The following is a 26,151-nucleotide window of genomic DNA, read 5'->3' as shown; positions in this document are numbered from 1 at the left end:
CAACTCAGCGTTTAGATGAGTGTGGACCTCAAGTTAGGAAAAGGTTATGAAGAAAAAAATTGCCGTGCTGACAGTTTGCCTTTCAATCTGGACAATGCTCTTGTTTAGTAACATGGCCAATCCAATGGCACCTCATAGTATCACCGGCCAGCTACTTCCAGTCAGCAAGGTTAAGGTCAGCAGCGAACGGATTGATATCCGGATAAAAAGGGATACTCTGGAACACGACTACCAGAGTCATTTTACGATAGTGTACCATATCCAGGCTGCAGAAGCCATGAATCTGCCCCTGCTTTTTCTCGCCTACAATTTGGATGGGCTGCAGCAGGTACTTGTGAACCAGAAGCAGACGGAGGCCAGAACTTTGGACCAGCCCAACGCCACATTTCCTTTTCTCCGTAGAGACAATGGGTCCTATGAAATTACTTACGACAGCCAACAATGGAGGCGGGTATCCCTAACCGATGCATTTTATTTTACAGCCCGCCTTAAACAAGGGGACAATACTGTTCAGGTCCAATACACGGCATCAATGGGCTTCGACCGGCGCGACATCCTGCCCAAGTATGAAATCGACTACCTGCTCTTTCCCTCCAAATACTGGTCTTCCTTTGGTCCAATAGACCTGTACTTGCATCTCGAAGACAACATGGAAGTTGCAAAACAGGATATAGGAATTCCTGAACAGCAGACCACCGCCATGATCCACTGGATCATTCGCGCAGCCGGGGCTCGGGAAAGTTTTCATATTGACCTAAGTCCCAAAACGTCTATTGTAGCCAAAGCGATCCTATGGGTTAGCCCCAACCTCCTGGCACTGATCGGGTCAGTTGCGCTGCTATTTCTTCACCTACGGGCAATATACAGGAAATATGCACTCGGAAGAAATCGCTTTGCACTTTCAATCGGAAACCTGATCGTCCCAGCTTCGTTTTATACATTTGCATGGTTCTGGTCGGGTTTGGCCAATTATCTGGTTAATGGTGCGTTCGAGCAGCGCTCGCGCGGTTTTATCCTAATGGTCGTGCTGACATTACCCGTCCTATACCTTATCTATGGTTTGGTTTTGTTTTTGGTCGACCGCAGTATGAGAGCCAAACTTTGAAAAGCATTAGCTGATCTATCTGTTCACCGTCAGCTTATTTTCAATCATACGGTTATTGTACTGCTGGATAAAAGCTTTCATTTTGGTTTCCATCGTATCCAGAATGGCTGGCTGGGCTTTCAGCAGATCCTGTTTCATCAGTCGGTCCTGTTTAAGATTATATAATGAAGTAGGTTTCAGACCATCATAAGACATCATATAGTCTTTATAGTAAAAATTATAGCTCCCTGCATTGTTGTTAAGCACAAAATTGTCCCGTCCCGGCTGAAAGGCATCCGACCCGAACGCGAAATAAGGCTTGTCATAATGTAGGTAATTGAGTACGGTAGGCATAATATCAATCTGCTGCACCAGTTTATCTGATTTGCCTACTAACCGATCCCCCGGCGCATAAAAGATGATCGGGATCTGGAAGCCGCCGGCTGTCGTCTGATATTCGGGCAGATAGCTTACGGTAGCATGGTCTGCACAGATAACAAACAGCGTATTGTCAAACCACGGCATCTTGGATGCCGTAGCAAAAAACTCGCGCAGGGCATTGTCTGTATATCCGATCGGTTCCTGAACAGGCAGCGGACCTTTGGGAAACCGTCCCTGATACTTCGCGGGAACTTTAAATGGATGGTGGGAAGACAAGGAAAAGAAGCTCGCAAAAAATGGCTGTTTGAACGTATTGATCGTTTTGGCAGTGAACTGCAGAAACGGCTCATCCCAGATCCCCCAGATACCGTCAAAGTCCTGATCATTATTATACTCATTCTTCCCATAATAATGCTGGATACCGGCCAATTTCATATAAGCTGAAAAGCCCATGCTGCCGTTCGGAGCTCCATGGAAAAAGGCCGTCTCATAGCCCTTTTCGGCCAGCAGTTTGGCCAGACTGGTAGTCTCGTTACCGGAATATACCGAAAGTACGAAAGGTTCACCTATAGATGGAATGCCGGTGATCACCGAGGGCAGCGCATCGATGGACTTGCGTCCATTCGCATAGGTATCCGTAAATGTGTAGGCATGGCGGATCAATGAGTCCAGGAAAGGGGTATAGCCCTTGTACTTACCCCCTTGGATATCTTTATTCAATTCACCGAAATGTTCTTTCGCAAAACTCTCCAGAATCAACACCACAACATTCTTTTTCTGAAAAGGCTTATCGGTCTTCGGCTGATGAACCGGATTATAAATCGCCATCAGCTGAGGGTCAGAATAATAATGGACGGGTTTGAGATTGACGGCTTTCAGCGTCTTTAAGATGCTAAATGGTGTATTCAGCACAATGTTCATTTCTTCGGGTGTCTCCACATAATCGCCTGCATTGCTCAGGGTGATGGGGCGCGTGCTATGAGCCCAGCCACCACGTACACCTCCTATAAACAGAAATATGGTCAGCAGAAAGAAAGGTATCTGCAACAGCAGTGACTTCCAGGTATACCGCTTCGGACGCTCAATCCGGATCAAACGATAGGATTTGATCAGCCCATAAACAATTAAGGCCAGAATAATGATCAGATACCAATAGTCCAGGCAGAAGTCGAAGGCCAGTTTGAGGAGATTGGACTCGTTTGAAAATTGGTCGAGCACCGTGCCTGTCGTGCGTTTCAGTGTAAAAGGATAATACGCAAAGTCGACCAGGTTCAGTGCAATACCGAGTGAATTGACCACCACAAAGATCCATTTAGACAACTTTTGATAAGTCTGATGATAAGTAAATGGTCCCGGCAGGGTCTGCATCACGATGAAGAGGATATTGAAATACAGTAGCGCTACAATATCAAAACGAACCCCACCGGCAAACATGACGAGCAGTTTGCTTCCATTCACATTGGGGAACAGGGAAGCGTTCATCAGATAAAATCCGCCGCGCAGCAGCGCATAAACGACTAAAAGAAAAGCAAAGCGGATAGCTACAGCAATATAAGGAGCTAGTATTCCTTTTAACTTCATGGCATCAATATTTTAGAAATTCACGATACACTTCCTGGTAATAAGCTTTGGCTATACTTAGAAGGCTGTCTGTCTTAGCCGCCGGATACTCTTTGTTCGCCTTATAATTGACAATGCGACCGACGTTGTCGAAAGATACCGCCTGCTTCGGAGTGATCACGCCAAACGCATCCTTGGAGTTATAAAAAGCCACCTGCGGCATTGTGGGGTTAAACAGATCGCGGCTCCAGTGATATCGATCAGCCGGCAGTCTCAGCTGCTTCAGCAAGGTAGCAGCAAGATCCGTTTGATTGCCGATTCGGTCGATTACCTTACCCCGGTATTCCGGTTTGATCACCTCTCCGAAGAAAATCAGCGGAATGTGAAATCTGTTGGGATGAGAGAGGTCCCACTTTTCGGATGGCAGCCGGTGACCATGATCGGCGACAACAATAAACAATGTATTTTTATACCAGGGCTCTTTTTTGGCTTTACTGATAAAATCAAAAACGGCAGAATCGGTATAGTTTGCCGTACTTCTAAACTTATCGGCATTGTTGCTGTTTCCGAACTTGTAACCGTGTTTTAACTCAAAGGGCTCGTGATTGATCAAGGTAAAAACCGTGGAGAAAAACGGTTGTTTTTCCTTGTTAAAATCCTGGATCATCCGATTGAAGACCACATGGTCATACACTCCCCAGGAGGCCCGCTCGGCATCCAGCCCAAAGCTGGCATTGTCAACGACCCTAGAGATGCCGTGAGTGAGCATATAGGATTTGAAATTATAGAACTCGCTCTGTCCACCGTGGTAAAACGAAGTTTCGTAACCTGCCCTGTCAAATTCCTGCCCGATGGCGGGCATATTTTCGTGTTTGTCAATATATTTGATGATGCTTTCCGGGCCTTGAGCGGGGAAACCGCTCAATATCGCCACCATTCCTTTGTCGGAGCGGTCCGCAGCAGCATAAATGCGATCGAATAAAATGCCACCCTTGATTAATTCTTCCATATGCGGAGTAATACCCTTTTCGCCGCCCAGCGACTCGATTAGATCGCCAACAAAGCTCTCCAACATGATAATTACGACATTGGGGCGCGTGGTGTTGAGAACTTCGACAGTGGAATCAGGCTGATTATGAAAGACAGGTTTTAATTGCTCCTGAACGGTCTGCAGATCGTCACCATAAAAGTTATAAGGGTTTTTGAGCTTTGTGCTTTTAGTAAAAAAGTCCCGCAACAATGACCATTGGGTGTTGACCGCCGCATGATTATAAAAGGTTTCTTCCGAGTAGTAAGCTTTGCTCGGGTTGAGGGTAGCGCGGCCATATCCGCCACGAATGAAAGTAAAGAGCACAAAAACACCTACTGCAAGTTTGAGGAAGTTACCGACAGGCGATTTGATATTGTAGAAATGAACCCTTTTAAACATCCAGCGGTAGATATAGTAGCCACAAAATATACCGATCATCATGCCCAGAATCGGAAAAAATACCGGTGTGGATTCAGCAGAGGCAACGGCACCCGAGGGAGATGCAAGAAAGGCGTCGATAGCACGTTTTGATATCTTATCTCCCCATTCACGGTAAATATTAACATTGATAAAGCTGACGACAAAAAATAACACCAGCACAACTACCGTATAAATATCGAGGATCGTCCGTTTGGGATGAGCTTTTGGAAAAAATCCCAGAATACAATACACCAGAAACGGGATCGCACAAATATAAGATACGGCAGAAAAGTCCAGACTCAAGCCGTGATAATAAATTCTGAAAATCTCGTTAAAGTGAGAAAAACCGATTTTCTCAAAGAAAGCGATAATAAAAATCAACCTGTCTATAAAACAGATAATTAACCAAAATAGAAAGTATTGTGTTAACGCTCTAAGCTCGTTTGCAAATCGTTGCATCCCTTATATAAAAATAAAACAGGCAAATTTACATTAATTTACATTAAAATCGGGCTAAATACTTAGTAATATGATGAAAAGATTAAAAACATGTGAACACCCGATAACAAGCTGAGCTCCTCAACAATAATGTTAGCAGAATCATAAGAATTCCTTACTTTTGTGTTCCTAAAAAGTTTGAATATAAAATTTAAAATGAGCATAGCGAAAACTTACAATCCAAAAGAAGCTGAAGAAAAATGGTACAGCTATTGGAAAGAGAACGGCTTTTTCCGTTCTACTCCGGACGAACGTGAACCTTATACGATTGTGATGCCGCCGCCAAACGTCACTGGCGTATTGCATATGGGGCACATGCTGAACAATACCATTCAAGACGTTTTGATCCGCCGTGCCCGCATGCAGGGTAAGAATGCATGCTGGGTACCAGGAACTGATCATGCCTCTATTGCCACGGAAGCTAAGGTCGTCGCTATGTTGAAGGAACAAGGCATTGACAAAAAGTCTTTGACCCGTGAAGATTTTTTAAAGCATGCCTGGGAATGGAAAGAGAAATATGGGGGCATTATCCTGAAGCAGCTTGAAAAACTGGGCGCTTCCTGCGACTGGGAACGCACGCGTTTTACGATGGACCCCGAGTTATACGAGTCGGTTATCCGTGTATTCGTTGACCTGTACAACAAAGGGCTGATCTATCGGGGCTACCGCATGGTCAACTGGGATCCTGAGGCGAAGACCAACATCTCCGATGAGGAAGTTATTTACAAAGAAAAGAATGGAAAGTTATACCATCTGAAATATCAGGTAGAAGGCACCGACAAATACATTGTGGTCGCGACAACCCGTCCCGAAACCATCTTTGGGGACACAGCGGTGTGTATCAACCCCAACGACGAACGGTATACCTGGCTGAAAGGAAAGCAGGTTATCGTGCCGATCGTAGGACGTAAAGTCAATATCATTGAAGACGAGTATGTTGACCTCGAGTTCGGAACGGGCTGTCTTAAAGTGACTCCCGCACATGACGTCAACGACTATGCGCTCGGCAAAAAGCATGATCTGGAGTTTGTGGATATTTTTACGGACGAAGCAAAATTAAATGAAAACGGCCTCCATTACGCCGGCATGGACCGCTTCAAAGTCCGCAAAGAAATTGAGCAGGAGCTCGAAGAAAAAGGACTACTCGAGAAAGTAGAAAATTACACCAATAACGTGGGCACATCGGAGCGCACAGGGGCGGTCATAGAACCAAAAATCTCGAATCAATGGTTCTTGAAAATGGAAGATCTTGCCAGACCGGCTTTGGACAATGTAATGGATGACACCATTAAGTTCCACCCGACCAAATTCAAAAACATCTACCGCAACTGGATGGAAAATGTAACCGACTGGAATATCTCGAGACAGTTGTGGTGGGGGCATCGGATACCAGCTTACTTCTACGGCGACGGCAATGATGACTTCGTTGTCGCACAGACAATTGAAGAAGCACTGGTACTCGCACAGGAAAAGTCCGGTAATGCACGGCTGACAATAACTGATCTGCGCCAGGATGAAGACGTTCTTGATACGTGGTTTTCGGCTTGGCTGTGGCCTATTTCTGTATTCAACGGCATCAACGAGCCCGAGAATGCGGAGATCAACTACTACTACCCCACACAGGATCTCGTTACCGCTCCTGATATTATTTTCTTCTGGGTGGCGCGCATGATCGTCTCGGGCTATGAATTCCGCGGACAGCTGCCTTTTGAAAATGTATATTTTACCGGTATCGTCCGTGACAAGCTGGGCCGAAAGATGTCAAAATCGCTGGGGAATTCACCGGATCCTATTGATCTGATGAATGAATACGGCGCCGATGCGACAAGGATGGGTATGCTTCTTACAGCTCCTGCCGGCAACGACCTACCTTTCGATGTGGAGCTTTGTGTACAGGGACGTAATTTTGCGAATAAAATCTGGAATGCTTTCCGTTTGGTTAAAGGCTGGGAAACGGTGGAGTCTCCCGCTTCAGAATCAGATAAAATTGCCGCTGCATGGTTTGACGCGAGGTTTAATCAAACATTGACCGATATTGAAGAGCATTTCAAGCACTACCGATTGTCGGATGCGTTGATGGCAACCTATAAACTGGTCTGGGACGACTTCTGCGCCTGGTATCTTGAACTGGTAAAACCAGCGTATGGTTCACCGATTGCTGCCGCAACTTTAGACACTGTTAAAACGTTCTTTGAACGCGTATTGACGCTGGTGCATCCTTTTATGCCATTCATTACTGAAGAGTTATGGCATGATGAACTGTTTGGCAAAAATGCGAAAGACTGTATCATCGTCGCAGCATTCCCTACGGTAGACATTTATGATGAGCAGATGATCAAAGAATTTGCCATCGTCCAACAAATTATTTCTGAGATCCGCAATATCCGCAATTCGAAAGGGATATCACCAAAAGTAGCTTTGCCTCTGGCAGTCAATCAGCAATCAGACATCAACCTTGTGCAATATATTGCGATCATTTCAAAGATTGCGAACTTACAGGAAGTAACCTTTGTGACAGAGAAAGTCGCGGGTGCCACAAGCTTCCTTGCCGGCAAGGATGAATGCTATGTTATACTCGAAAACAACATCGATGTTGCTGCCGAACGCGAACGCATTGAGAAAGAACTCGCTTATCTAAAGGGCTTTCTCGTATCGGTTGAGAAAAAGCTTTCAAACGAACGTTTTGTTCAGAATGCAAAACCCGAAATCGTTGAAAATGAAAAAAGCAAAAAAGCCGACGCCGAAGCTAAGATCAAAATCCTGGAAGAAAGTTTAGCTGCATTGGGCTAATCATCATACAGCAAACAGAAGAGCCCCGTGTCTACCGCAGGACTCTTCTGTTTTATAAGCTCAGTACTCAAGCTGAACTTTGTTGCACGGAATCCTATAAAAAATGAATAACTTTATAAGAAGAAACTTAAATTATACGATTATGGGATTTAAAGAAACATTTCAGATCAACGGTGAAAACCTGTTACAGAAAATTAAGGATATTATCGCTGAGGGCAACGTTAATAAGATCAGTATCTCGGACAAACATGGGAAAGAAATTATGAGCTTTCCGGTTACCGTGGGGGCCATAGGACTTATCCTTGCTCCGGTATTTGCCGCCATAGGTGCTGTCGCGGCTCTCCTGACCGAGTGTACCATCACCGTCGAACGCAATAGCGACAAGAAAGAAGGTGACGGTCCCGATGACAAGCAAGATCCGCCTGCAGATCCTCCAAGGACGATTACCGTTCAGTAAGTAACTTCTTAACGTCTGATCCGATGAAAATAGTAAAGAACATCCTCTGCATTCTTTTTGGACTGCTGTTTATCAATGCCGGCCTGGATAAACTGTTACATTATATGCCTGTCCCGCCGATGGACATAAATATGCAAAAAGTCTTTGAAGCATTTATAACCATCCGGTGGTTATTGCCACTCGTAGCCATTATTGAAATCATAGGCGGAGCACTGTTCCTTTTTCCACGAACGAGAACTGTCGGTGCTTTGGTTATTCTCCCCATACTTATTGGTATTTTTATCCACAATATGATTTTTGCTCCGGGCGGTCTTCTGTTCTGGGCTCCTCTGTTCCTGATCTGGTTGTGGGTAGTTTTCGAAAACTGGGGCAAGTACAGAAAGCTGATGGCGTAACAGAAAATGCAAAAACTTTGGGTTGCGGCCGATTTTTGGTCAATTATTTGATGTATCCTGCACGACAGTTGCTCCTGTGGACACATGCTTCAGACAAATGCTGCAGGAGCAATTATTATGCTAGATCCACAAGCTCCTGGCAGCGGGCGTGGGCTATATATTTGCCGACATGTAATTAAACTTGCATATCAAAGCAAATTTATCTTAGTTTGCTGACACGAGCACGATTATAAGTTATTATATGGAAACTTTGCAAACTTTTTTCCGTTTTAATTTTTATTAATAGAAACTTAAATCAAATAATACGTTGAACAGATTTACCCGAATTGCATTTAAAACAATATTGTGGATTATCGGAGTCATCATTGCACTGATCATTCTGGTGATATTTTTAATCAGGCTCCCTGCCGTGCAAAATTATATTGCCGGAAAAGTAACGCATTATGTTGAAGGAAAAATAGGTACTCCGGTCAAAATCGGTTATATCAATATAGACTTTCCGAAAAAGCTAGTTTTAGAGGACATTTATCTTGCGGATCAGAGCCGGGACACATTGGTAGCGGGCAAAAGCATTGCTGTCGATATCAATATGCTGAAACTTCTGAAAAATACAGTCGAGATCCAGAATCTGGAGGCTGAAGGAATCACTGCGAAAATCCGTCGCACGATGCCAGACAGCGCCTTCAATTTTGATTACATAGTGAAAGCATTTTCCTCCCAGAAAGAGAGTCAGCCCACAGCCGATACTACGTCGGCCCTGCTGTTCAATCTGGATAAAATAAAATTTGACAAATTCCATATCGTCTATTCAGATGAGGTCATCGGCACGAGTGCCGATGTCTACCTAGGCACACTGAATACCAATATCAAAAAGTTTGATCTCACTAAAAATATGGCCTTTAATCTTCCCAAAGTAAAGATTGACGGTCTAAATGCAACGGTAAAGCAATGGAAGCCCGTGGCAGAAGGAGCAGGTCCCGAAGCGGAGGACTTTGGTATCACCGATAAAACCGCCCAGACCACCGAACTGCTTCCCGATGTTGGCATACAGATCGCTGATCTCGCCAATATCGTAGTCCGCTATGAAGACCAGTCCAGCGCCTTAAAAACAAAGTTCATCCTTAAGAACCTTCGCGCCGACATCAATAAAATAGATTTAAACAAGGAACTGGTCGATATTCAGACCATAAATCTCGACGGTTCAGACAATGAGGTCCTCTTTGGTAGATTGGCACGGAAAGCAGCTGCAGATACCAGCAGTGCCGATACAGCCAAAGTCAACTGGGTCGTGTCTGCCAAAGAAATTAACATCGACAATACCCGCTTGGCCTATCGGGATGACAATCAGGCCCGCATGAAAGGTTTTGACTATTTCAATATCAAGATTCCGGGATTAAAAACTAACCTGACGGATCTTTATTATAGCGCTGATTCGATCAGCGGATCGCTGAATGAACTGACGGCATCCGATCACTCCGGACTGCTGATCAAACAGCTTAAGGGGGAATTCAAATACACCGGTACCGGTGCTGAAATTAAAAATTTATATGCCGAGACACCGCGTACGCTGATCCGCGATTACCTAAAAGTAAGCTACCCATCATTGGATGTCGCATCCCAAAAGCCGGAGCTAATCCATGTGGATGCCACGATCAGGAAAAGCCACGTCGATATGCGCGACATTTACTACTTCGCTCCTTTCCTGGACACCATGCAGGTGATGAAGCCGTTGATGGACAAAAAATTTAATATCGACGGCAGAGTAATCGGTAAGGTTAATGATCTGCGTATCCCCAACATTGATTTTCAGACGCTGTCCAATACACGGGTAGTAGCGAGCTTACATCTGAAGGGATTGCCGGACGTAGAGAAAATGTCCATGGACCTAAATCTGAAAAAGCTCACCACAGGCCGATCGGATATCGAAAAGCTAGTCGCCAAATCCATGTTGCCGAGCAGTATTGAACTTCCGAATACGATCGGGCTGACGGGCACATTTAAAGGCGGTATGACTGCCTTCAACACGAACCTTTCCTTGGTAACCGAAAAAGGAACTGCCAAATTCGACGGGAAGGTAGGTATGGCTGGGCGGGATACCACTTACGATGCCTTTGTAAGCATCCGTGACTTTGATATTGGCAAAATCATGAAAATGGACAGTACACTCGGCATACTTTCCTTTGAAGGCAAAATAAAAGGTCAGGGCACCGATCCCAAAAAACTTGTGGCCAATTTTGACGGTAAGCTCAACCGCCTGGATGCCATGGGTTACCGCTACCAGAATATCGACATGAACCTAACGGCAGACAAGGGTGACATGAAAGCGTCTGTCATCAGTCCGGACCCCAATATCAAAGTAAAGCTGGATGCAACAGCCAATATGAAATCCAGATATCCTCAGGTCGATTTTGAACTGGTGGCCGACACCATTAATCTCAAAAATCTAAAACTAATGGATGATGACTTTAAGTATCATGGTAAGCTCGTCGGGCATTTCACCTCCGCTGATCCCAACTTTCTCAACGGCGAAGCCCATCTTACCAATTCATCCATCGCCTACAATAATGCATATTATTCGCTGGACAGTATTTCGCTGATAGCAAAATCAGATACCAGCAGAAACCTGCTGCTGCTAAAATCAGCATTCTTCAATGCCCATCTCGTCGGTAAATATAAGATTCTCGAGCTGCAAAATGCCATTCAGGATATTTTGCAGGTATACTATCAGCCCGGCAAGCCTGTCAAGGTACCAAAGTACGAGCCACAGAATATTGAGTTCTCCGCACAGCTGACCCGAACGAGATTTGTGCAAGATATGGTACCCGAACTAACGGAAATGAAAGATATTACCTTGGATGGTATGTTTAATAGTGAATCGAAAACCATCCTAGCCAAATTAGACGCACCCAAGATTGTATACAACGGGACCGAAATCAATAATGTGACGCTGGATATCAACACCCTGGATAGTACACTCTATTATTCAGCACTGATCAACAAGATCAAAGTTAGTAACATTGAACTCGTCAATACAGTATTCAGCGGCAAAGTCATCCAGAATAACCTGGACTTTGGCTTATGGATCAAAGATAAAAAAGAAAAAGAGCAGTACCATCTGGGCGCCAATATGCGTGTCGACAATGGTGCTTTCGTATTTAGCCTGCTACAGGATGGTCTGATGCTCAACTACGACAAGTGGACGGTTGATCCAAACAACGTCCTTAAGTTTGGCAGTACCGGTATACAGGCTCAGGATTTTGTCTTGAGCAACAAGGGCCAGGAACTTCGGATATCCTCCCAGGACAGCGTGTTGAATTCGCCGGTCAATATTTCGTTTAAAAATTTCCGCATTGAGACACTCAGCAAAATGCTGGAAAGCGAGACGCTGGACCTGGGTGGTGGCATCAATGGACAGGCTACAATATCCCGGCTCGAAAGCAGCCCTGTATTTGTATCCGACCTGGTCATCAACAAATTCTATGTAGGAAAAGACACTGTCGGAAATGTCAATATACAGGTCAACAATGCAAAAGAAAACACATATAACGCCAATATCAGTATCAGCGAGAATGGTAATAATGTGAAGCTGAGCGGTGATTTTATCAGTCCGCCGAACGGTGAATCCAGTCTGGATTTCACGCTGGACATCGCGCCGCTGACCATGCAGACTGTACAGGCTTTCAGCTTAGGCTATCTGAAAGACTCCGGAGGAAACCTTGAGGGACAGCTGAAAATAACAGGTTCACCCTCGCAACCACGTATAGACGGCGATGTCCATTTCAAAGAAGCGCAGTTTAATATCGCCATGTTGAATGCGCTGTTTAAGGCGAAGGACGAAACAATCCATTTTGGCAACAAAGGGATTACCTTCCCTAAATTTGAACTGGAAGACAAAAAAGGAAATATAGCCAAGGTGACCGGCTCGGTAGATACCAGAACGTATACGGACTTTGATTTTAATCTCAATGTGAATACAGATAATTTTGAGGTATTAAATTCTACCCAGACCGACAACGACATGTTCTATGGCAAGATGTATCTGACGTCCAACCTCCGGATCCGGGGCAACTTGGACAAGCCGGTCGTCGACGGAACCATCAAAGTATTGGGCGATACCGATTTTACCTTTGTGATGCCAAACGAAGATCCGGGGATGGCCGACCGTAAAGGCGTGGTAGAGTTTGTGGATAAAAGTGATACCACACGCGCCAATGTATTTGCCAAACTCGATTCCATGACCGTTACCAGACTGACAGGTATGGACGTGGATCTGAATCTGCAGACGGATAAGGAAGCAAAATTCAAGATCCTGCTGGATGCCGGTTCACAAGATGCCCTGAATATCCAAGGTCAGGCAGAGCTCAATGCCGGTATCGATGCCAGTAGCAAAATTACACTGTCAGGAACATTCACCGTGGACAAGGGTAGTTATTCATTCAGCTTTGGTCCGGTGAAGAAAGACTTTACTTTTCAAAAGGGAAGCACGATTACCTGGAATGGCGACCCATTGGATGCACAGCTCAATATCACTGCGGCCTATACGACCAAAGCCCCCACGTTGGAGCTGGTGGCTACACAGTTAGGATCCGAAAATCCAAACTTGTACAAACAGCGAGTTCCATTCAATGTACTGCTGAAAATAACAGATAAGCTGTTCCAGCCACAGCTGGGTTTTGATATTGATCTGGATGAGAACAATTCGATCGTTTCGCAGGATGTTGTCAGCAAGGTGAACAATGCCCTGACGACCTTACGCGAGAATCCATCCGAACTCAACAAACAGGTATTCTCATTGATCGTGCTGGGACGCTTTATGTCGACCAATCCGTTTGAAAGTCTTTCCGGTGGAGGCGGCACAGAAGCCATCGTCCGAAATAGTATCAGTTCATTCCTCAGCAGCCAGCTCAACCGCTTGGCATCAGAGCTGATCAGTGGTGTTGAGCTCGATTTCAACCTGACATCCGAGGAAGATTACGCTACCGGAGCCGGACAGACCAGGACTGACTTAAATATCGGTGTATCTAAAATGTTGCTGAACGACCGGCTGAAGATCACCATAGGTTCCAACTTTGAAGTGGAAGGGAATACCCGTCCGGGTGAGTCGGCAAATAATATCGCAGGGGATATCCAGCTCGATTACCAGCTTTCACAGGATGGCCGTTATTTTGCACGGGTATACCGTAAGAACCAGTATCAGGTGACTCTTCAGGGCCAATATGTAGAGACTGGCATCGGCTTCATTATCAATATGGATTACAATAAATTTAAGGAGATCTGGATGAGTTCGAAAAAACTCAAGGAATACTATGACACCAGCAGCAAAGGATTCAGGAAACGATTTGACGTGGAACGCATGGAGACCGACTCCGTATACCGTGACAGCGTGCGCACCGTCATTAGGGATAGCCTTATACTTCATAGTCCAGAATACCGCAAACGGATACAAGAAAGGGAAAAAGAACGACGCAAACAGCAATTGGACTCCAGCAAGACTATTCCCAAAAAAGAAAGTCCAAAAACAAATTTAGATACGATCAGAACGACTGCGATTAAAAATGAAGACGAGGAAAGGAGTTACCATGCGAGCTAAACTGAAATTTACTATTGGCCTATTGTCATTGACGGCACTGATCGCCTCCTGCTCTTCGACCAAGAATCTGAAAGAAGGCCAAAGTTTATATGTCAAAGGAAATGTCATCATCGATTCAGATACCATTTCCAAAGAAAATAAAGAGCGGCTTTCAACACATCTGGAGTCCGCACTGTTACCCAAGCCTAATAAACGCCTTGCCGGAATCCCTTTCAAGCTTTATTTTAATAATATGGCTGGTGACTCCGTGGGTAACAACGTTATCAAAAAGTTTCTCAAGAAGATCGGTGAGGAACCCGTTCTGCTGAGTGACGTTAACCGCGAATACAATGAAAACCTGCTGCGCAACAGACTTGAGAATATTGGTTTTTTCAATGCTGAAGTAAAATCCGATACCTTGGTAGAGGCAAAGAAGGCGACGATCAATTATACCGCCACGCCCAATCTGATCTACCGCATTAGATCGGTCAAGTTTGACGTTGACAGCACGACCCAGCTGGGCAGAGATATCCGTTCGTCTGCGGACAAAAGCCTGCTTCAGGTTGGAAAAAACTATAGCTTGGATGTCATCCTGAATGAGCGTGACCGCATAGACAATGACCTTAAAAATAAGGGATACTATTACTTTAGTCCGGATTACATCCTTGTGCAGGTAGACAGTTCACACCGCAACAACAGGGTCGACATGTATGTAACGGTCAAAAAAGAGACACCTGCTCAGGCCAAGGTTCCGTCTAAGATCAATAAAATCTACATCTTTCCTAACTATACGGAGACAAGCGCGGGCTATCAACGCTCAACACGCAACGCCGAACTGTACGATAGCAGTTATTATTTTATCGACCGTAGACACACTTACCGTAGGCCGGTTATCGCCAAGCATATCTTCTTCCGTCCCGGTGACATCTACAATCGTAATGCACACAACCAGACCATCAGCCATCTGGTCAACCTGAACAGCTGGAAGTTTGTCAAAAACAATTTTGTGGACAGCAAAGAAGTGCCCAATGCGCTGGATGTCTATTATTATCTAACACCGTTGCCCAAGAAATCACTTCGGGTCGAGTTACTGGGTAAAATGGCCTCCGTGTATAATGGAACAGAAGTTAATGTCAACTGGACATTACGTAATGCATTCAAGGGGGCCGAACAGCTGAGCTTTAACGTCTTTGGCGGTTATGAGACACAGACCGGTGGAAATGCAGATCTCAATTCCAGCTACTACCGCTATGGAGCAGAAGCGACACTGACCTTTCCACGGATCCTCAGCCCATTTGGAAGCATCAATCCTTCACGCCGTTTCATTCCAAAAACCTACATCAAGGGCCGGTATGAATTTCTAAACCGTCGCAAGGCGTACACCCTTAATTCAATTGCCCTGGATTACGGCTATATCTGGCAAGAATCGGAAGAAAAGCAGCATGATCTTGCTTTATTTGAAGTCACTTATACACAGCCCAAAGGGACTTCCGAAAGCTATCAGAAGCAGATGGATACGATCCCAGCATTGCGCCACGCGATTGAGCCGCAGTTTACCATCGGTCCGAACTACAACTTTACGTTCCAGAATACGATGAAACAGCATTTGAAGAATACCTTTTACTTCAAGGGAAACCTCGATCTTTCGGGCAACGTACTTGGTCTGATCAAAGGAGCTGATTTCAACAAAGGTAAAACATTCAAATTATTTGACGCCTACTTCTCCCAGTACATTAAAATCAGCGGGGATGGGCGGCATTACCTAAAATTGTCAGAAAACTCGCAGCTGGCATCCCGGGTTGCGCTTGGCCTGAGCTATTCGTATGGCAATTCGCGGTCCCTCCCCTACCTAAAACAATATTATGTGGGTGGCCCGAACAGTATTCGCGCCTTTGGTGCACGTGCTATAGGCCCCGGTACAGTTGCTCCTGAAAAGCTCAGCAATGGCTTATTCTATGCTGACCAGACCGGGGATATCAAGCTGGAGCTCAATACCGAATACCGGGCCAAGCTGGCCGGTTTTGTACATTGGGCAGCCTTTATAGATGCCGGTAACGTATGGTTGCAACGGGAAGATCCAAATAAACCCGGAGGTAAATTCAGTAAAAACTTTCTGAATGAACTTGCCGTAGGAGGCGGTGCCGGCTTGCGTTTCGACTTCACCTTCTTGATCATACGGACTGATTTTTCCATTCCGTTCCGTATTCCTTACCTGCCCAAAGGCGAACGCTGGGTATTCAAGGATATCGACTTCGGCAGTTCGCGCTGGCGCAAAGACAACCTGATGTTCAACCTCGCTATCGGTTATCCATTCTAATCCGGATGGGGATAGCAGGTTGATAGCAGGGCCTTCGGCAGGTTAACGTTTACGGAAACAATCAGCATAATCTATTCTTTATTAATCGTTTACAAAAAGGGTATCGCCTTATAAGATGGGGCGCATCAGGCTGTTCGTCTGCCTAACTTTAAGCTCAACAAGATAACTAAATAGTTGAGAACGATTAAAATTTGAAAAGATGAAATCACCAATGATGAAGATGGCTGGATTGTTTGGATTTGTATTCGCCATACTGATGACAAGCCAAAGCGCCCTTGCGCAATCGAAAGTAGACCATGCGCTAAACACTGCAGAAGGAGCTGCAGAAACAGTAAACAAAGCTGGCAAAACCCTTAAGACAATTGGGGGACTATTTAAGAAAAAAAATAAAGATGAGGCGGAGAACGCTCTTCCACCAACCACCACGATACATGTGCAGGGACCGGCTTCATACGATGCTGTAAATCAATTTAAAGAGGCTATAAAATCCTGCAAAGAGGTGAAAAACGCTAACCTAAAATTTAAGAAAGGCAAATCCATGATCACAGTAAATCATACGGGGACGACAGAAGGATTCTTCGAAAGCCTGAATAAGGCCGGTACTTTGAAGGGAAAAAACATTCTTTCTGTGGAAGAAGGAACAATTGAAATCGAAGTTCCGGGAGAATAGCAAAAAACAGGTCTGAAATAGATTGGTATACTGACAATAATTCGTTAAATTCAAGCATTATTTACTAATCCACATAAATGCTCATGAAATATCCATTCTTAGCGAGGACAAACAGTAGTGAAAGTGGGCTGGATATTCCATATGACCATGAACACAAATAATTGACATATGAAAGTAACCATTGTTGGAGCCGGAGCTGTAGGAGCAACTACAGCAGACAATTTAATCCGTCGAAATGTCGCAGAAGAGATTGTATTGTTGGATATTAAGGAAGGATTTGCCGAAGGCAAGGCGCAAGATATGGCGCAAACTGCCGCCTTGTTGGGTTTTGAATCCAAAATCAAAGGCGTGACCAATGACTATCTGTCCACTGCAGGCTCTACTGTAGCTGTCATTACTTCGGGCATCCCCCGCAAACCGGGAATGACTCGCGAGGAATTGATCGGGACAAATGCCAATATTGTCAAATCGGTAGTAGAGAATCTGGTCAAACATTCGCCCGACATCATTATTGTCATTGTTTCTAATCCAATGGATACCATGACCTATCTAGCACTCAAATCGAGCGGCTTACCCAAAAACAGGATTATCGGAATGGGCGGCACACTGGATTCTGCGCGTTTCAAATATCAACTGAGTGAAAAGCTGAATGCTTCGGCCGCCGATCTCAACGCCATCGTGATTGGTGGTCATGGAGATACGACGATGATCCCGCTCATCAAGCACTCCACGTGGAACAGCATCCCTGTCACCAATTTTCTGTCTACCGAGGAGCAGCAGGAGATTGTACAAAAAACGATGGTAGGTGGTGCGACCTTGACGAGCCTGATCGGTACGTCGGCATGGTATGCTCCCGGAGCGGCTACCGCAGCAGTCGTGGAAAGTATCGTGCGTGACCAGAATAAGCTATATACTGCCTCCGTTTATTTAGAAGGTGAGTTTGGGCAGGAAGATATTACCCTTGGTGTACCTGTCATCATTAATAAAAAAGGCTGGGACCGAATTATTCCGCTGCAGCTGGATCAGGAAGACAAAGAAAAGTTCAGCAAAAGTGCAGATGCCGTACGCGCAATGAATAATGTACTCAGGGAGATAAACGCGTTATAATAAGACTTTTTTCTTTCCGAGAGGCGGTTATTGACTTAATAACCGCCTTTTTTTGCTACAGTCTTTATGGCGAATCATGAAGCTGACATTTTAAAATAATCCGCTTTCGGAAGGCTTAATTTTTTATCTTTGAGCTTATGACGACAGTACCATTTCAAATCTTGGATCTTCAGGGACAAGGAACACATATTTTAGTTGACGTTACACTATACGAGCGCACATTCAAAATGGTCATCGATACAGGTGCTTCGAAAACTGTGTTTGACAAAACCCAGCTGGGACATCTTCTGGAAGATCAGCTACTGTTAGAACCGTCCGAAACCCTATCCACAGGACTCGGCACCAACTCAATGGAAAGCTTTAATATGGATATTCCCAGCCTGACTATTGGCGGCTGGCGGATCAGCCATCTCCGGGCGGCCGTGCTGGATCTCAGTTCCATCAACTACGCTTATCAGCAGATGGATCTGGAGCCAGTGATCGGTGTGCTTGGCGGCGATATTTTTGCCAGCTATGGTGCTGTTATAGACTATGCGAAGCAGACACTGAAGCTCAGGGACCGAAAAGTCAGGCGTAAATAGGCCATCGACACTAAAATCTGAACAATCTTTGGTGAATACGCAACCGAAGATAGGTATAATACAGTACAGCGATCAATATACCCAGTCCGCCCATGACATAGAGTGTGGTGCGCAACCCACAGTAGCTGGCCAGCGAACCGATCAGCAGTGTTCCGATCGGAAAGATACCCTGAAAAGCCATTACATAGTAGGAAATAGCCCGCGCCCGATATATTGGAATAGCATGTGTCTGAATATAGGTATTGATACTGGAATTTTGCATCATCATGGCAAAGGAAACCAGCATCACATAGACCAGGGCCATCTGCAGCATGCTGGAATGTGCCAGAAAGAGCAATGCAAGCCCCATGAGTGCGGCAGCCCCCATCACCTGATAGCGAAGGTTGGTTCCCGACTTTAACCGCGCCATGTTGAATGCACCAATCATAGCTCCCAGACCGGCCGCACTTTCAAACCAGGAGAAGGTCCGTTCGTCGCCGAGGAACATTTCTTTGGCAATTGCCGGTAAAAGCGACGTATAGGGAATTACAATCAGGCTGGAAAATGTCATGATAATAATCAGCGACGAGATATGAGGTGAACGTTTCAGATAACGGAACCCTTCCACCAGTCCCTCCCAGTTGCTTCCCTTGCTCAGCTGAACATGCGTTTCGTCTACGCGCATCATCAGCAGGGTAATAATGACCGGCACAAAACTAATGAAATTCAGCGCGAAACAGACCAGCTCACCATAGGTGCTGAGCAAGATACCACCAATGGCCGGGCCGAGCATCCGGGCAGCATTGAAAATTGTGGAGTTGAGCGCAATAGCATTTGGCAGGTCTTTGCGGTCGCCGACAAGATACATCATGAGGGACTGCCGGCCAAGGACATCGAAGGAATTGATAATCCCCTGTATCAGCCCAAGAACAGACAGCCACAGCACACTTTCCCATTTCAGGTAGACGACCAGTGTCAGCACTCCCGCCTGTATCATCAGGCCGATCTGTGTCATGAGCACCAATTTGTATTTTGGATGCTTGTCGACGAAACTCCCAATAAAAGGAGACAGCACCAGAGAAGGCAACAAGGAAATAAACTGAACAAATCCAAGCCAAAATACCGAGGAAGTCAGTTCATACACCAGCCAGCTGATCGCTATCCGCTGCATCCAAGTTCCCATAAGGGAAATAGCTTGTCCAATCACATGTAAACGGAAGTTTCTATAATGGAGAGATCTAAAAACCTGCATATATAAAGATAATACTATAAAAGTATAACAAAAAATATGGGGAAGAGATTGTGCTTTGCAAAAATAATGATGCAATTCGTCGAAATCAATGTGCAATAGTGGAATATAATCGATAACTTTGTGATACAATTATTCCGACATTAGAATAATCAAATAATTATCATTCAATAACATATACAATGAAATTTTTTATTGACACAGCGAACCTGGAACAAATCAAGGAAGCCCAGGACTTAGGTGTATTAGACGGCGTAACGACCAACCCAAGCTTGATGGCAAAAGAAGGTATCAGCGGTGACGAAAATGTAATCAACCATTACAAAGCCATCTGTGCGATCGTTGATGGCGATGTGAGCGCTGAAGTTATTTCGACAACTTATGAGGAAATGATCAAGGAAGGCGAAGCGTTGGCAGCTCTTGACAGCAAAATCGTAGTGAAAGTTCCGATGATCAAAGACGGCGTAAAAGCAATTAAATATTTCAGCAGCAAAGGCATCAAGACAAACTGTACATTGGTATTTACGGCAGGTCAGGCACTATTGGCTGCTAAAGCGGGTGCTACTTATGTATCTCCATTTATTGGCCGCCTGGATGATATTTCTACTGACGGGCTGGCGTTGATCGAAGACATCCGCCTGATCTATGACAACTACAACTTCTCTACACAGATTCTGGCCGCTTCCGTGCGCCATAGTGCACATATTCTGGGCTGTGCCAAAATTGGTGCCGATGTTATGACAGGCCCCTTGTCAGCGATCTTATCCCTGTTGAAGCATCCATTGACAGACAGTGGTCTGGCAACCTTCCTGGCTGATCACGCAAAAGCAGCAGGAAAATAAAAATACTATAGCCCCCTATAGGTTCAGAACCGATAAGGAAGATGACAATAATCTTAACCTTATCGGTTTTCTTATGTCGATAAATTCCGTACTTTTGTAGGTGATCTAAGGTTTAACGAACACAAGTCCATGGAACATTCCAACACAGCATATCCAGATATCCTGAAGCGAAACAATCTGAAAGTCACCCAGCCGAGGCTGAGGGTACTTGAGATTATTTCGACGAAAGATTCTGCGATCTCCCAGCCTGAACTGGAAAAGTTATTGGGCAAAGATATCGACCGTGTGACCTTGTACCGCGTGCTGGCGAGTTTCGAGGAGAAAGGCATTATCCACAAGATCTTTGACCTGCATGGTACCGCCACCTACGCCATGTGCTCCACCGATTGCTCCGAGCATGACCATCATGACCAACATGTACATTTCATCTGCCGCGTGTGCAACTCGGTGTACTGTCTGGATGATATCACACTGCCAAAAGTATCGATTCCTGCGGGCTTTAGCCTGGAGGCCATTGCTGTAAACGCACTTGGTGTATGCAATCATTGCAAAAAATAAATCGAACATTATCCGTCCAAAAACTATTTTTCACTTGATTTGTCTATAGTTGGGAATCGAAAGATGTGCCGATTAGATCAGCTATTATCGTGCTGTATGCTGTTTTTTTTGTACCTTGTATGTGGCCCGTCATGGCAGTCATGGATCGATAAGCCGTCAGCGCTGGCGCTGTCATAAGCCCTGAGGGCTGAACATTGAATAAAAATAAAGTAAATGAAAACAAAGAAAGAGAATCCCTATAAGGAGGTGCTGACCCAGCTGATTATCGACATTTTCGAGAAATCAGGCAACAAGCCCCTCAACTATAAACAAGTTTCTTCCAAGCTGAACCTAACGGACAGCGACTCCAAAGCGGCGATTGCCGACATCTTGCAGGATAATGTGCGAAACGGTCTTTTTATCGAAGTAGACCGTGGCAAATTCAGCCTGAAACAACTCAAAGTCTATGTGACCGGAAAAGTAGACATGACGGCGGACGGCTCCGCCTACGTGATTCCCGACGATGAGTTTGAGAACGATATTTACATTGCGCCCCGCAAGCTAAGACAGGCCCTGCATGGGGATATCGTGAAGGTACACACGTTTGAGAAAAGAAGAGGAGGACGCAAAAAAGAAGGTGAAGTCGTGGAGATTCTTCAGCGGGCCAAAACGGACTTTACCGGAACGATCAGCATTTCCAACAATTTCGCATTTTTTATTGCCGATGACCGCAAGATGCTACATGACATTTTCATCCCGCTGGACAACCTGAATGGCGCCAAGGACAAAGAAAAAGTCGTCGTATCGATCATCGACTGGCCTAGCGGCAGTAAAAACCCGGTCGGCACCGTGAAGCATGTACTCGGCGTCAAGGGCGAGAACAATACCGAGATGAATGCCATCCTGGCGGATTTCGGTTTTCCACTGGAGTTTCCGAAAAAAGTCGAGGCCGAAGCCAATAAAATATCCGATACGATCAGCAAGGATGAGATTGCCAAAAGACGCGATTTCCGTCCTGTCACCACATTCACAATTGACCCTGCAGACGCCAAGGATTTTGATGACGCCATCTCTTTCCAGAAGCTGGAAAATGGCAATTATGAAATTGGGGTACATATTGCTGACGTTTCACATTTTGTACTGCCGGATACCGAACTGGACAAAGAAGCCTTCGACCGCGGCACCTCCGTTTATCTGGTCGACCGCGTGATTCCGATGCTGCCTGAAAGGCTATCCAATGGCGTATGCTCGCTACGTCCCCATGAAGACAAGCTCTGTTTTTCAGCCGTGTTTGAGCTGGATGACAAGGCCAATGTGCACCATCAATGGTTTGGCCGTACCATTATCCATTCCGACAGGCGCTTTACCTATGAGGAAGCACAGGAAGTCATTGAAACAAAATCAGGGGACTTTAGCGCTGAGATTCTGAAGCTGAATGAACTGGCCTATATCCTGCGGGAGCGCAAATTCAAAAATGGCGCTATATCGTTTGAAAGTGAAGAAGTTAAATTTATACTCGATGAGAACGGTAAGCCTACAGGTGTATATACTAAAGTCCGTAAAGATGCCCATAAGCTGATCGAAGACTTCATGCTGCTGGCCAACCGCAAGGTGGCCGAATTTATCGGCAAGCAAGGACGGGGCAAAAACAAGCTGACTTTTGTCTACCGTTTCCATGATGTGCCCAATCCAGAGACACTGACCACATTTTCACAGTTTGCCGCCCGTTTTGGTCACAAACTATCGATCAGAACCGATAAGGAAACAGCAAAATCTCTGAATGCCCTGATGACAAAGATTGAAGGCAGCAAAGAACAGAATATGCTGACCTCTCTGGCTGTGCGTTCGATGGCCAAGGCCATCTATACGACCAAGAAGTCTAGTCATTATGGACTGGCATTTGACTATTATACCCATTTCACGTCCCCTATCCGCCGGTATCCGGATGTGATGGTACACAGGTTGCTGCAGTTTTATCTCGATGGAGGCAATAAGATCAATGCTGAACATTACGAGAAGATGGCAGAACATTCTTCACAGATGGAGAAAAAGGCGGCGGAAGCAGAGCGGGCATCCATCAAATATAAACAGGCCGAATATCTACAGGACCAGATCGGCACCGAATACACCGGTATCGTATCCGGTGTGACCGAATGGGGTATGTATGTGGAGATCGAAGAAAATAAATGTGAGGGTATGGTACGCCTGCGTGATATTACCGATGACTTCTACGTGTTGGATGAGAAGAACTATGCGATTATCGGCCAGCGCCGCAAGAAAAAGTATCAGCTTGGCGACGAGGTTCAGATCCGCGTTAAGAAAGTGGATCTAGACAAACGGCAGATAGATTTTACGTTGTTGTCTTAATATTCACTGCCTCAAAAAAGGAAAAAATTTTTCCTTTTTTGAGGCAGTGATCACTACATGTCATAGTGAAAAGTGTTTTAGTCTATTTCATTAAACGAAAACATCTTTAAAAATTTAGGATCGGCATCTTTCACGACAACTTTGCTACCTTCGTCCAGTACTTTTCCGTTATCTTCAATTTTCCAGGTAACCGTATATGGCGTGTTTCCGAATTCGAAGCCTCCAAAATCCAGGGAGCCAAATTGGAATTTCTCCAAAGATTTAAGCACGATGGTTTTTCCGCCATCAAAATCATCAGTACCTAAATGTACGATATCATCTGTCCTTTTTGTACCGTTTACATCCCAATCCACAAAAGTACCATTCTCTTTTCCGCCTGAGATGGTGACACTGAAATTATCCTGTTCGGCTTTTTTAAACTCCTTCGACAAAGTAATTGTAGCCGTCACATTGTGATCTTTAAAATTCACTGGTTTAGGGTCATCATCTTTAGAACAGCCTACAATAGCAAGCGACATCAAACCTAACACCGCGGCATACGTTAATTTCATTTTCATAACTTGAATACTTTAATTTGTTTCTACTGTTAATTATCTGCCCGTGTTTGACAAACGTCTTGCCAAAAAGATGCAAAAACACGCGAAAATATCAATATACTCAGAAACCAGTAGAAGAATATTTTCACAGAAAAAACACAGAACAACTCGTATTCAAAACAATAAAGATTTTTACGAGTCAAACATAAAATCTCATTTTTTCGTCCCAAGACTAAACAACGTCACTATTATTGTCCTTGTTTGACAACATACTATTAATCAATAGCAGCGGTTAAACTTGTTAGCACAAGGTCGGGCACCATTATTATCACGATAAATCTTACATATTATTGCGCTTTCCCGGAAAAGGAAACATTCCGCACTGTGTTTACTCCATTTCGCCAAGTAAAATATTGATTCTGCGCGATGTCGGATTGAGACAAACCAGTGTCGAAATCATTTTTCCATGTGGGGAAATGAAAATTCCACTCGGCGAAATCATCCAAACCATTGACAAAACGGGCCAGACAGGTGGCGGAATCATTTCGACAGTGAACTGGATCATTTCGTTACTGCGGCGGATGACACAAACGGGCGTCGAACCAATTCCGACAGACGGGGAAATGAAACTTCCACCCGACTAAATCATCTAAACCAAGGACAGCATGCACGAGAAGGAGCGCGAACTCATCAAACTAGGAGGGAAAACAGCTTCGCCAGAGGAAAAAGGCATCCGACATCTCTAAAAAATAATCTAAATTTTATACACTAACTATTTAATATTCAAAACGGAATCTGTATCTTTGCGAACTTAAAATAATTTAGGTATAAAATTTATAAACAAAAACAGGTAAATGCCTACTATTCAACAATTAGTTAGAAAAGGTAGAGTAGCTCTGGTTGACAAGAGTAAGTCACCAGCGTTGGACTCATGTCCACAGCGAAGAGGTGTATGTACACGTGTATATACTACTACCCCTAAAAAACCAAACTCAGCAATGCGTAAAGTAGCTCGTGTACGTTTAACAAACGGTAAAGAGGTCAACGCTTACATCCCTGGAGAAGGTCACAACTTACAGGAACACTCGATCGTATTGATCCGTGGTGGTCGTGTAAAAGATTTACCAGGTGTACGTTACCACATCATCCGTGGTGCATTGGATACTTCAGGTGTAGCAGGTCGTAACCAACGTCGTTCTAAATACGGAACTAAGCGTCCTAAACCAGGACAAGCAGCTGCAGCTCCAGCAAAAGGTAAAAAGAAATAATTAAACGGAGGAAAGAAAAATGAGAAAGTCAAAACCAAAAAAGAGAATCATTTTACCTGATCCAAAGTTTAATGACGTTCAGGTAACGCGTTTCGTAAACAACATGATGGTAGATGGTAAAAAATCTATCGCTTATGATATTTTTTACGATGCTGTAGAATTAGTAGAACAAAAAACACAAGAAAACGGCCTTGAAGCTTGGAAAAAAGCTTTGAACAACGTTATGCCTTCTGTTGAAGTTAAATCACGTCGTGTAGGTGGTGCTAACTTCCAAGTTCCTATGGAAGTTCGTCCAGAGCGTAAAATCGCTTTAGGTATGAAATGGTTAATTTCATACGCTCGCAAACGTGGTGAAAAAACAATGTTCGAAAAATTAGCAGGAGAAATCATTTCAGCTTCTAAAGGTGAAGGTGCTGCTGTTAAGAAGAAAGAAGATACGCACAAAATGGCGGAAGCTAATAAAGCGTTCTCACACTTCAGATTCTAATTTTGAAGACATTCAAAAAAAATATGA

General features: G+C 44.7%; 19 protein-coding genes. 15 read left to right on the top strand and 4 right to left on the bottom strand.

All coding sequences use genetic code 11. From position 1 onward, the window contains the following. The first annotated feature begins 46 nt into the window (after nt 1–46). On the top strand, nt 47–1,105 hold the full coding sequence (locus tag FGL37_RS12120; RefSeq protein WP_138096808.1) for a hypothetical protein: 1,059 nt from the start codon (nt 47–49) through the stop codon (nt 1,103–1,105). 15 nt (nt 1,106–1,120) lie between these two features. On the opposite strand, the gene FGL37_RS12115 is transcribed toward FGL37_RS12120, so the two are convergent. Then, nucleotides 1,121–3,046 carry an LTA synthase family protein gene (locus tag FGL37_RS12115; protein WP_028070483.1) on the bottom strand — a complete coding sequence of 642 codons (1,926 nt, stop codon included), beginning with the start codon at nt 3,044–3,046 and terminating at the stop codon, nt 1,121–1,123. 4 nt (nt 3,047–3,050) lie between these two features. Further along, the gene (locus tag FGL37_RS12110) at nt 3,051–4,934 is read right to left on the bottom strand and encodes an LTA synthase family protein (protein ID WP_028070484.1); all 1,884 of its coding nucleotides are present in this window, start codon (nt 4,932–4,934) and stop codon (nt 3,051–3,053) included. Between the two features lie 195 nt (nt 4,935–5,129). Here FGL37_RS12110 and FGL37_RS12105 point away from each other — a divergent pair, with 195 nt between their 5' ends. The 8 genes from FGL37_RS12105 (at nt 5,130) to FGL37_RS12070 (ending at nt 18,859) form a co-directional block, all read left to right on the top strand. After that, nucleotides 5,130–7,763, top strand: a complete 2,634-nt coding sequence (locus FGL37_RS12105) for a valine--tRNA ligase (RefSeq protein ID WP_028070485.1) — start codon at nt 5,130–5,132, stop codon at nt 7,761–7,763. A 142-nt stretch (nt 7,764–7,905) separates the two neighbouring features. Next, a complete protein-coding gene (locus FGL37_RS12100) occupies nt 7,906–8,220 on the top strand; it encodes a DUF4342 domain-containing protein (protein ID WP_028070486.1) in 315 nt (104 codons plus the stop codon). Between the two features lie 23 nt (nt 8,221–8,243). Continuing rightward, nucleotides 8,244–8,615 (top strand): MauE/DoxX family redox-associated membrane protein, encoded by a 372-nt coding sequence (locus FGL37_RS12095; RefSeq protein WP_028070487.1) that lies wholly within the window; start codon nt 8,244–8,246, stop codon nt 8,613–8,615. A 307-nt stretch (nt 8,616–8,922) separates the two neighbouring features. Further along, on the top strand, nt 8,923–14,205 hold the full coding sequence (locus tag FGL37_RS12090) for a translocation/assembly module TamB domain-containing protein (protein WP_028070488.1): 5,283 nt from the start codon (nt 8,923–8,925) through the stop codon (nt 14,203–14,205). Beyond that, nucleotides 14,171–16,501: a translocation and assembly module lipoprotein TamL gene (tamL, locus tag FGL37_RS12085; RefSeq protein WP_028070489.1), complete on the top strand. Its 2,331-nt coding sequence runs from the start codon at nt 14,171–14,173 to the stop codon at nt 16,499–16,501. Before FGL37_RS12090 ends, tamL begins: the two co-directional genes overlap by 35 nt. Before the next feature lie 199 nt (nt 16,502–16,700). Then, nucleotides 16,701–17,171 carry a hypothetical protein gene (locus FGL37_RS12080; protein ID WP_138096804.1) on the top strand — a complete coding sequence of 157 codons (471 nt, stop codon included), beginning with the start codon at nt 16,701–16,703 and terminating at the stop codon, nt 17,169–17,171. A gap of 168 nt (nt 17,172–17,339) precedes the next feature. Further along, entirely contained in the window at nt 17,340–18,278 is a 939-nt protein-coding gene (locus FGL37_RS12075; RefSeq protein ID WP_028070491.1) for a malate dehydrogenase, read from the top strand. 137 nt (nt 18,279–18,415) lie between these two features. Continuing rightward, a complete protein-coding gene (locus FGL37_RS12070) occupies nt 18,416–18,859 on the top strand; it encodes a retropepsin-like aspartic protease (protein ID WP_037533659.1) in 444 nt (147 codons plus the stop codon). A 10-nt stretch (nt 18,860–18,869) separates the two neighbouring features. Here the strand turns inward: FGL37_RS12070 and FGL37_RS12065 are convergent, their stop codons facing one another. Then, a complete protein-coding gene (locus FGL37_RS12065; RefSeq protein WP_028070493.1) occupies nt 18,870–20,090 on the bottom strand; it encodes an MFS transporter in 1,221 nt (406 codons plus the stop codon). Nucleotides 20,091–20,269: 179 nt separating this feature from the next. On the opposite strand from FGL37_RS12065, the gene fsa reads away from it, so the two are divergent. The 3 genes from fsa (at nt 20,270) to rnr (ending at nt 23,833) form a co-directional block, all read left to right on the top strand. After that, on the top strand, nt 20,270–20,929 hold the full coding sequence (gene fsa, locus FGL37_RS12060; RefSeq protein WP_028070494.1) for a fructose-6-phosphate aldolase: 660 nt from the start codon (nt 20,270–20,272) through the stop codon (nt 20,927–20,929). A gap of 129 nt (nt 20,930–21,058) precedes the next feature. Beyond that, nucleotides 21,059–21,487 carry a Fur family transcriptional regulator gene (locus FGL37_RS12055; RefSeq protein WP_028070495.1) on the top strand — a complete coding sequence of 143 codons (429 nt, stop codon included), beginning with the start codon at nt 21,059–21,061 and terminating at the stop codon, nt 21,485–21,487. Nucleotides 21,488–21,700: 213 nt separating this feature from the next. Beyond that, nucleotides 21,701–23,833 carry a ribonuclease R gene (gene rnr / locus FGL37_RS12050; protein ID WP_028070496.1) on the top strand — a complete coding sequence of 711 codons (2,133 nt, stop codon included), beginning with the start codon at nt 21,701–21,703 and terminating at the stop codon, nt 23,831–23,833. 77 nt (nt 23,834–23,910) lie between these two features. On the opposite strand, the gene FGL37_RS12045 is transcribed toward rnr, so the two are convergent. Further along, complete coding sequence (locus tag FGL37_RS12045; RefSeq protein WP_028070497.1) at nt 23,911–24,390, bottom strand: hypothetical protein; 480 nt, start codon at nt 24,388–24,390, stop codon at nt 23,911–23,913. 455 nt (nt 24,391–24,845) lie between these two features. Here FGL37_RS12045 and FGL37_RS25380 point away from each other — a divergent pair, with 455 nt between their 5' ends. The 3 genes from FGL37_RS25380 (at nt 24,846) to rpsG (ending at nt 26,124) form a co-directional block, all read left to right on the top strand. After that, a complete protein-coding gene (locus FGL37_RS25380; RefSeq protein WP_160169505.1) occupies nt 24,846–25,013 on the top strand; it encodes a hypothetical protein in 168 nt (55 codons plus the stop codon). Nucleotides 25,014–25,223: 210 nt separating this feature from the next. Continuing rightward, nucleotides 25,224–25,637 carry a 30S ribosomal protein S12 gene (gene rpsL / locus FGL37_RS12040; protein ID WP_002993550.1) on the top strand — a complete coding sequence of 138 codons (414 nt, stop codon included), beginning with the start codon at nt 25,224–25,226 and terminating at the stop codon, nt 25,635–25,637. Between the two features lie 19 nt (nt 25,638–25,656). Continuing rightward, nucleotides 25,657–26,124: a 30S ribosomal protein S7 gene (gene rpsG, locus FGL37_RS12035; protein ID WP_028070499.1), complete on the top strand. Its 468-nt coding sequence runs from the start codon at nt 25,657–25,659 to the stop codon at nt 26,122–26,124. Nucleotides 26,125–26,151 lie beyond the last annotated feature (27 nt).

This window comes from Sphingobacterium thalpophilum, assembly GCF_901482695.1.
Lineage (GTDB): Bacteria > Bacteroidota > Bacteroidia > Sphingobacteriales > Sphingobacteriaceae > Sphingobacterium > Sphingobacterium thalpophilum.
This window is presented reverse-complemented; position numbering and strand designations above follow the sequence as displayed.

Excerpts from the sequence above, each read along its gene's own strand:
- FGL37_RS12120 (WP_138096808.1), top strand. The coding sequence starts at position 47 with ATGAAGAAAAAAATTGCCGTGCTGACAGTTTGCCTTTCAATCTGGACA.
- FGL37_RS12115 (WP_028070483.1), bottom strand. The coding sequence starts at position 3,046 with ATGAAGTTAAAAGGAATACTAGCTCCTTATATTGCTGTAGCTATCCGC.
- FGL37_RS12110 (WP_028070484.1), bottom strand. The coding sequence starts at position 4,934 with ATGCAACGATTTGCAAACGAGCTTAGAGCGTTAACACAATACTTTCTA.
- FGL37_RS12105 (WP_028070485.1), top strand. The coding sequence starts at position 5,130 with ATGAGCATAGCGAAAACTTACAATCCAAAAGAAGCTGAAGAAAAATGG.
- FGL37_RS12100 (WP_028070486.1), top strand. The coding sequence starts at position 7,906 with ATGGGATTTAAAGAAACATTTCAGATCAACGGTGAAAACCTGTTACAG.
- FGL37_RS12095 (WP_028070487.1), top strand. The coding sequence starts at position 8,244 with ATGAAAATAGTAAAGAACATCCTCTGCATTCTTTTTGGACTGCTGTTT.
- tamL (WP_028070489.1), top strand. The coding sequence starts at position 14,171 with ATGAAGACGAGGAAAGGAGTTACCATGCGAGCTAAACTGAAATTTACT.
- FGL37_RS12080 (WP_138096804.1), top strand. The coding sequence starts at position 16,701 with ATGAAATCACCAATGATGAAGATGGCTGGATTGTTTGGATTTGTATTC.
- FGL37_RS12075 (WP_028070491.1), top strand. The coding sequence starts at position 17,340 with ATGAAAGTAACCATTGTTGGAGCCGGAGCTGTAGGAGCAACTACAGCA.
- FGL37_RS12070 (WP_037533659.1), top strand. The coding sequence starts at position 18,416 with ATGACGACAGTACCATTTCAAATCTTGGATCTTCAGGGACAAGGAACA.
- FGL37_RS12065 (WP_028070493.1), bottom strand. The coding sequence starts at position 20,090 with ATGCAGGTTTTTAGATCTCTCCATTATAGAAACTTCCGTTTACATGTG.
- fsa (WP_028070494.1), top strand. The coding sequence starts at position 20,270 with ATGAAATTTTTTATTGACACAGCGAACCTGGAACAAATCAAGGAAGCC.
- FGL37_RS12055 (WP_028070495.1), top strand. The coding sequence starts at position 21,059 with ATGGAACATTCCAACACAGCATATCCAGATATCCTGAAGCGAAACAAT.
- rnr (WP_028070496.1), top strand. The coding sequence starts at position 21,701 with ATGAAAACAAAGAAAGAGAATCCCTATAAGGAGGTGCTGACCCAGCTG.
- FGL37_RS12045 (WP_028070497.1), bottom strand. The coding sequence starts at position 24,390 with ATGAAAATGAAATTAACGTATGCCGCGGTGTTAGGTTTGATGTCGCTT.
- FGL37_RS25380 (WP_160169505.1), top strand. The coding sequence starts at position 24,846 with ATGAAAATTCCACTCGGCGAAATCATCCAAACCATTGACAAAACGGGC.
- rpsL (WP_002993550.1), top strand. The coding sequence starts at position 25,224 with ATGCCTACTATTCAACAATTAGTTAGAAAAGGTAGAGTAGCTCTGGTT.
- rpsG (WP_028070499.1), top strand. The coding sequence starts at position 25,657 with ATGAGAAAGTCAAAACCAAAAAAGAGAATCATTTTACCTGATCCAAAG.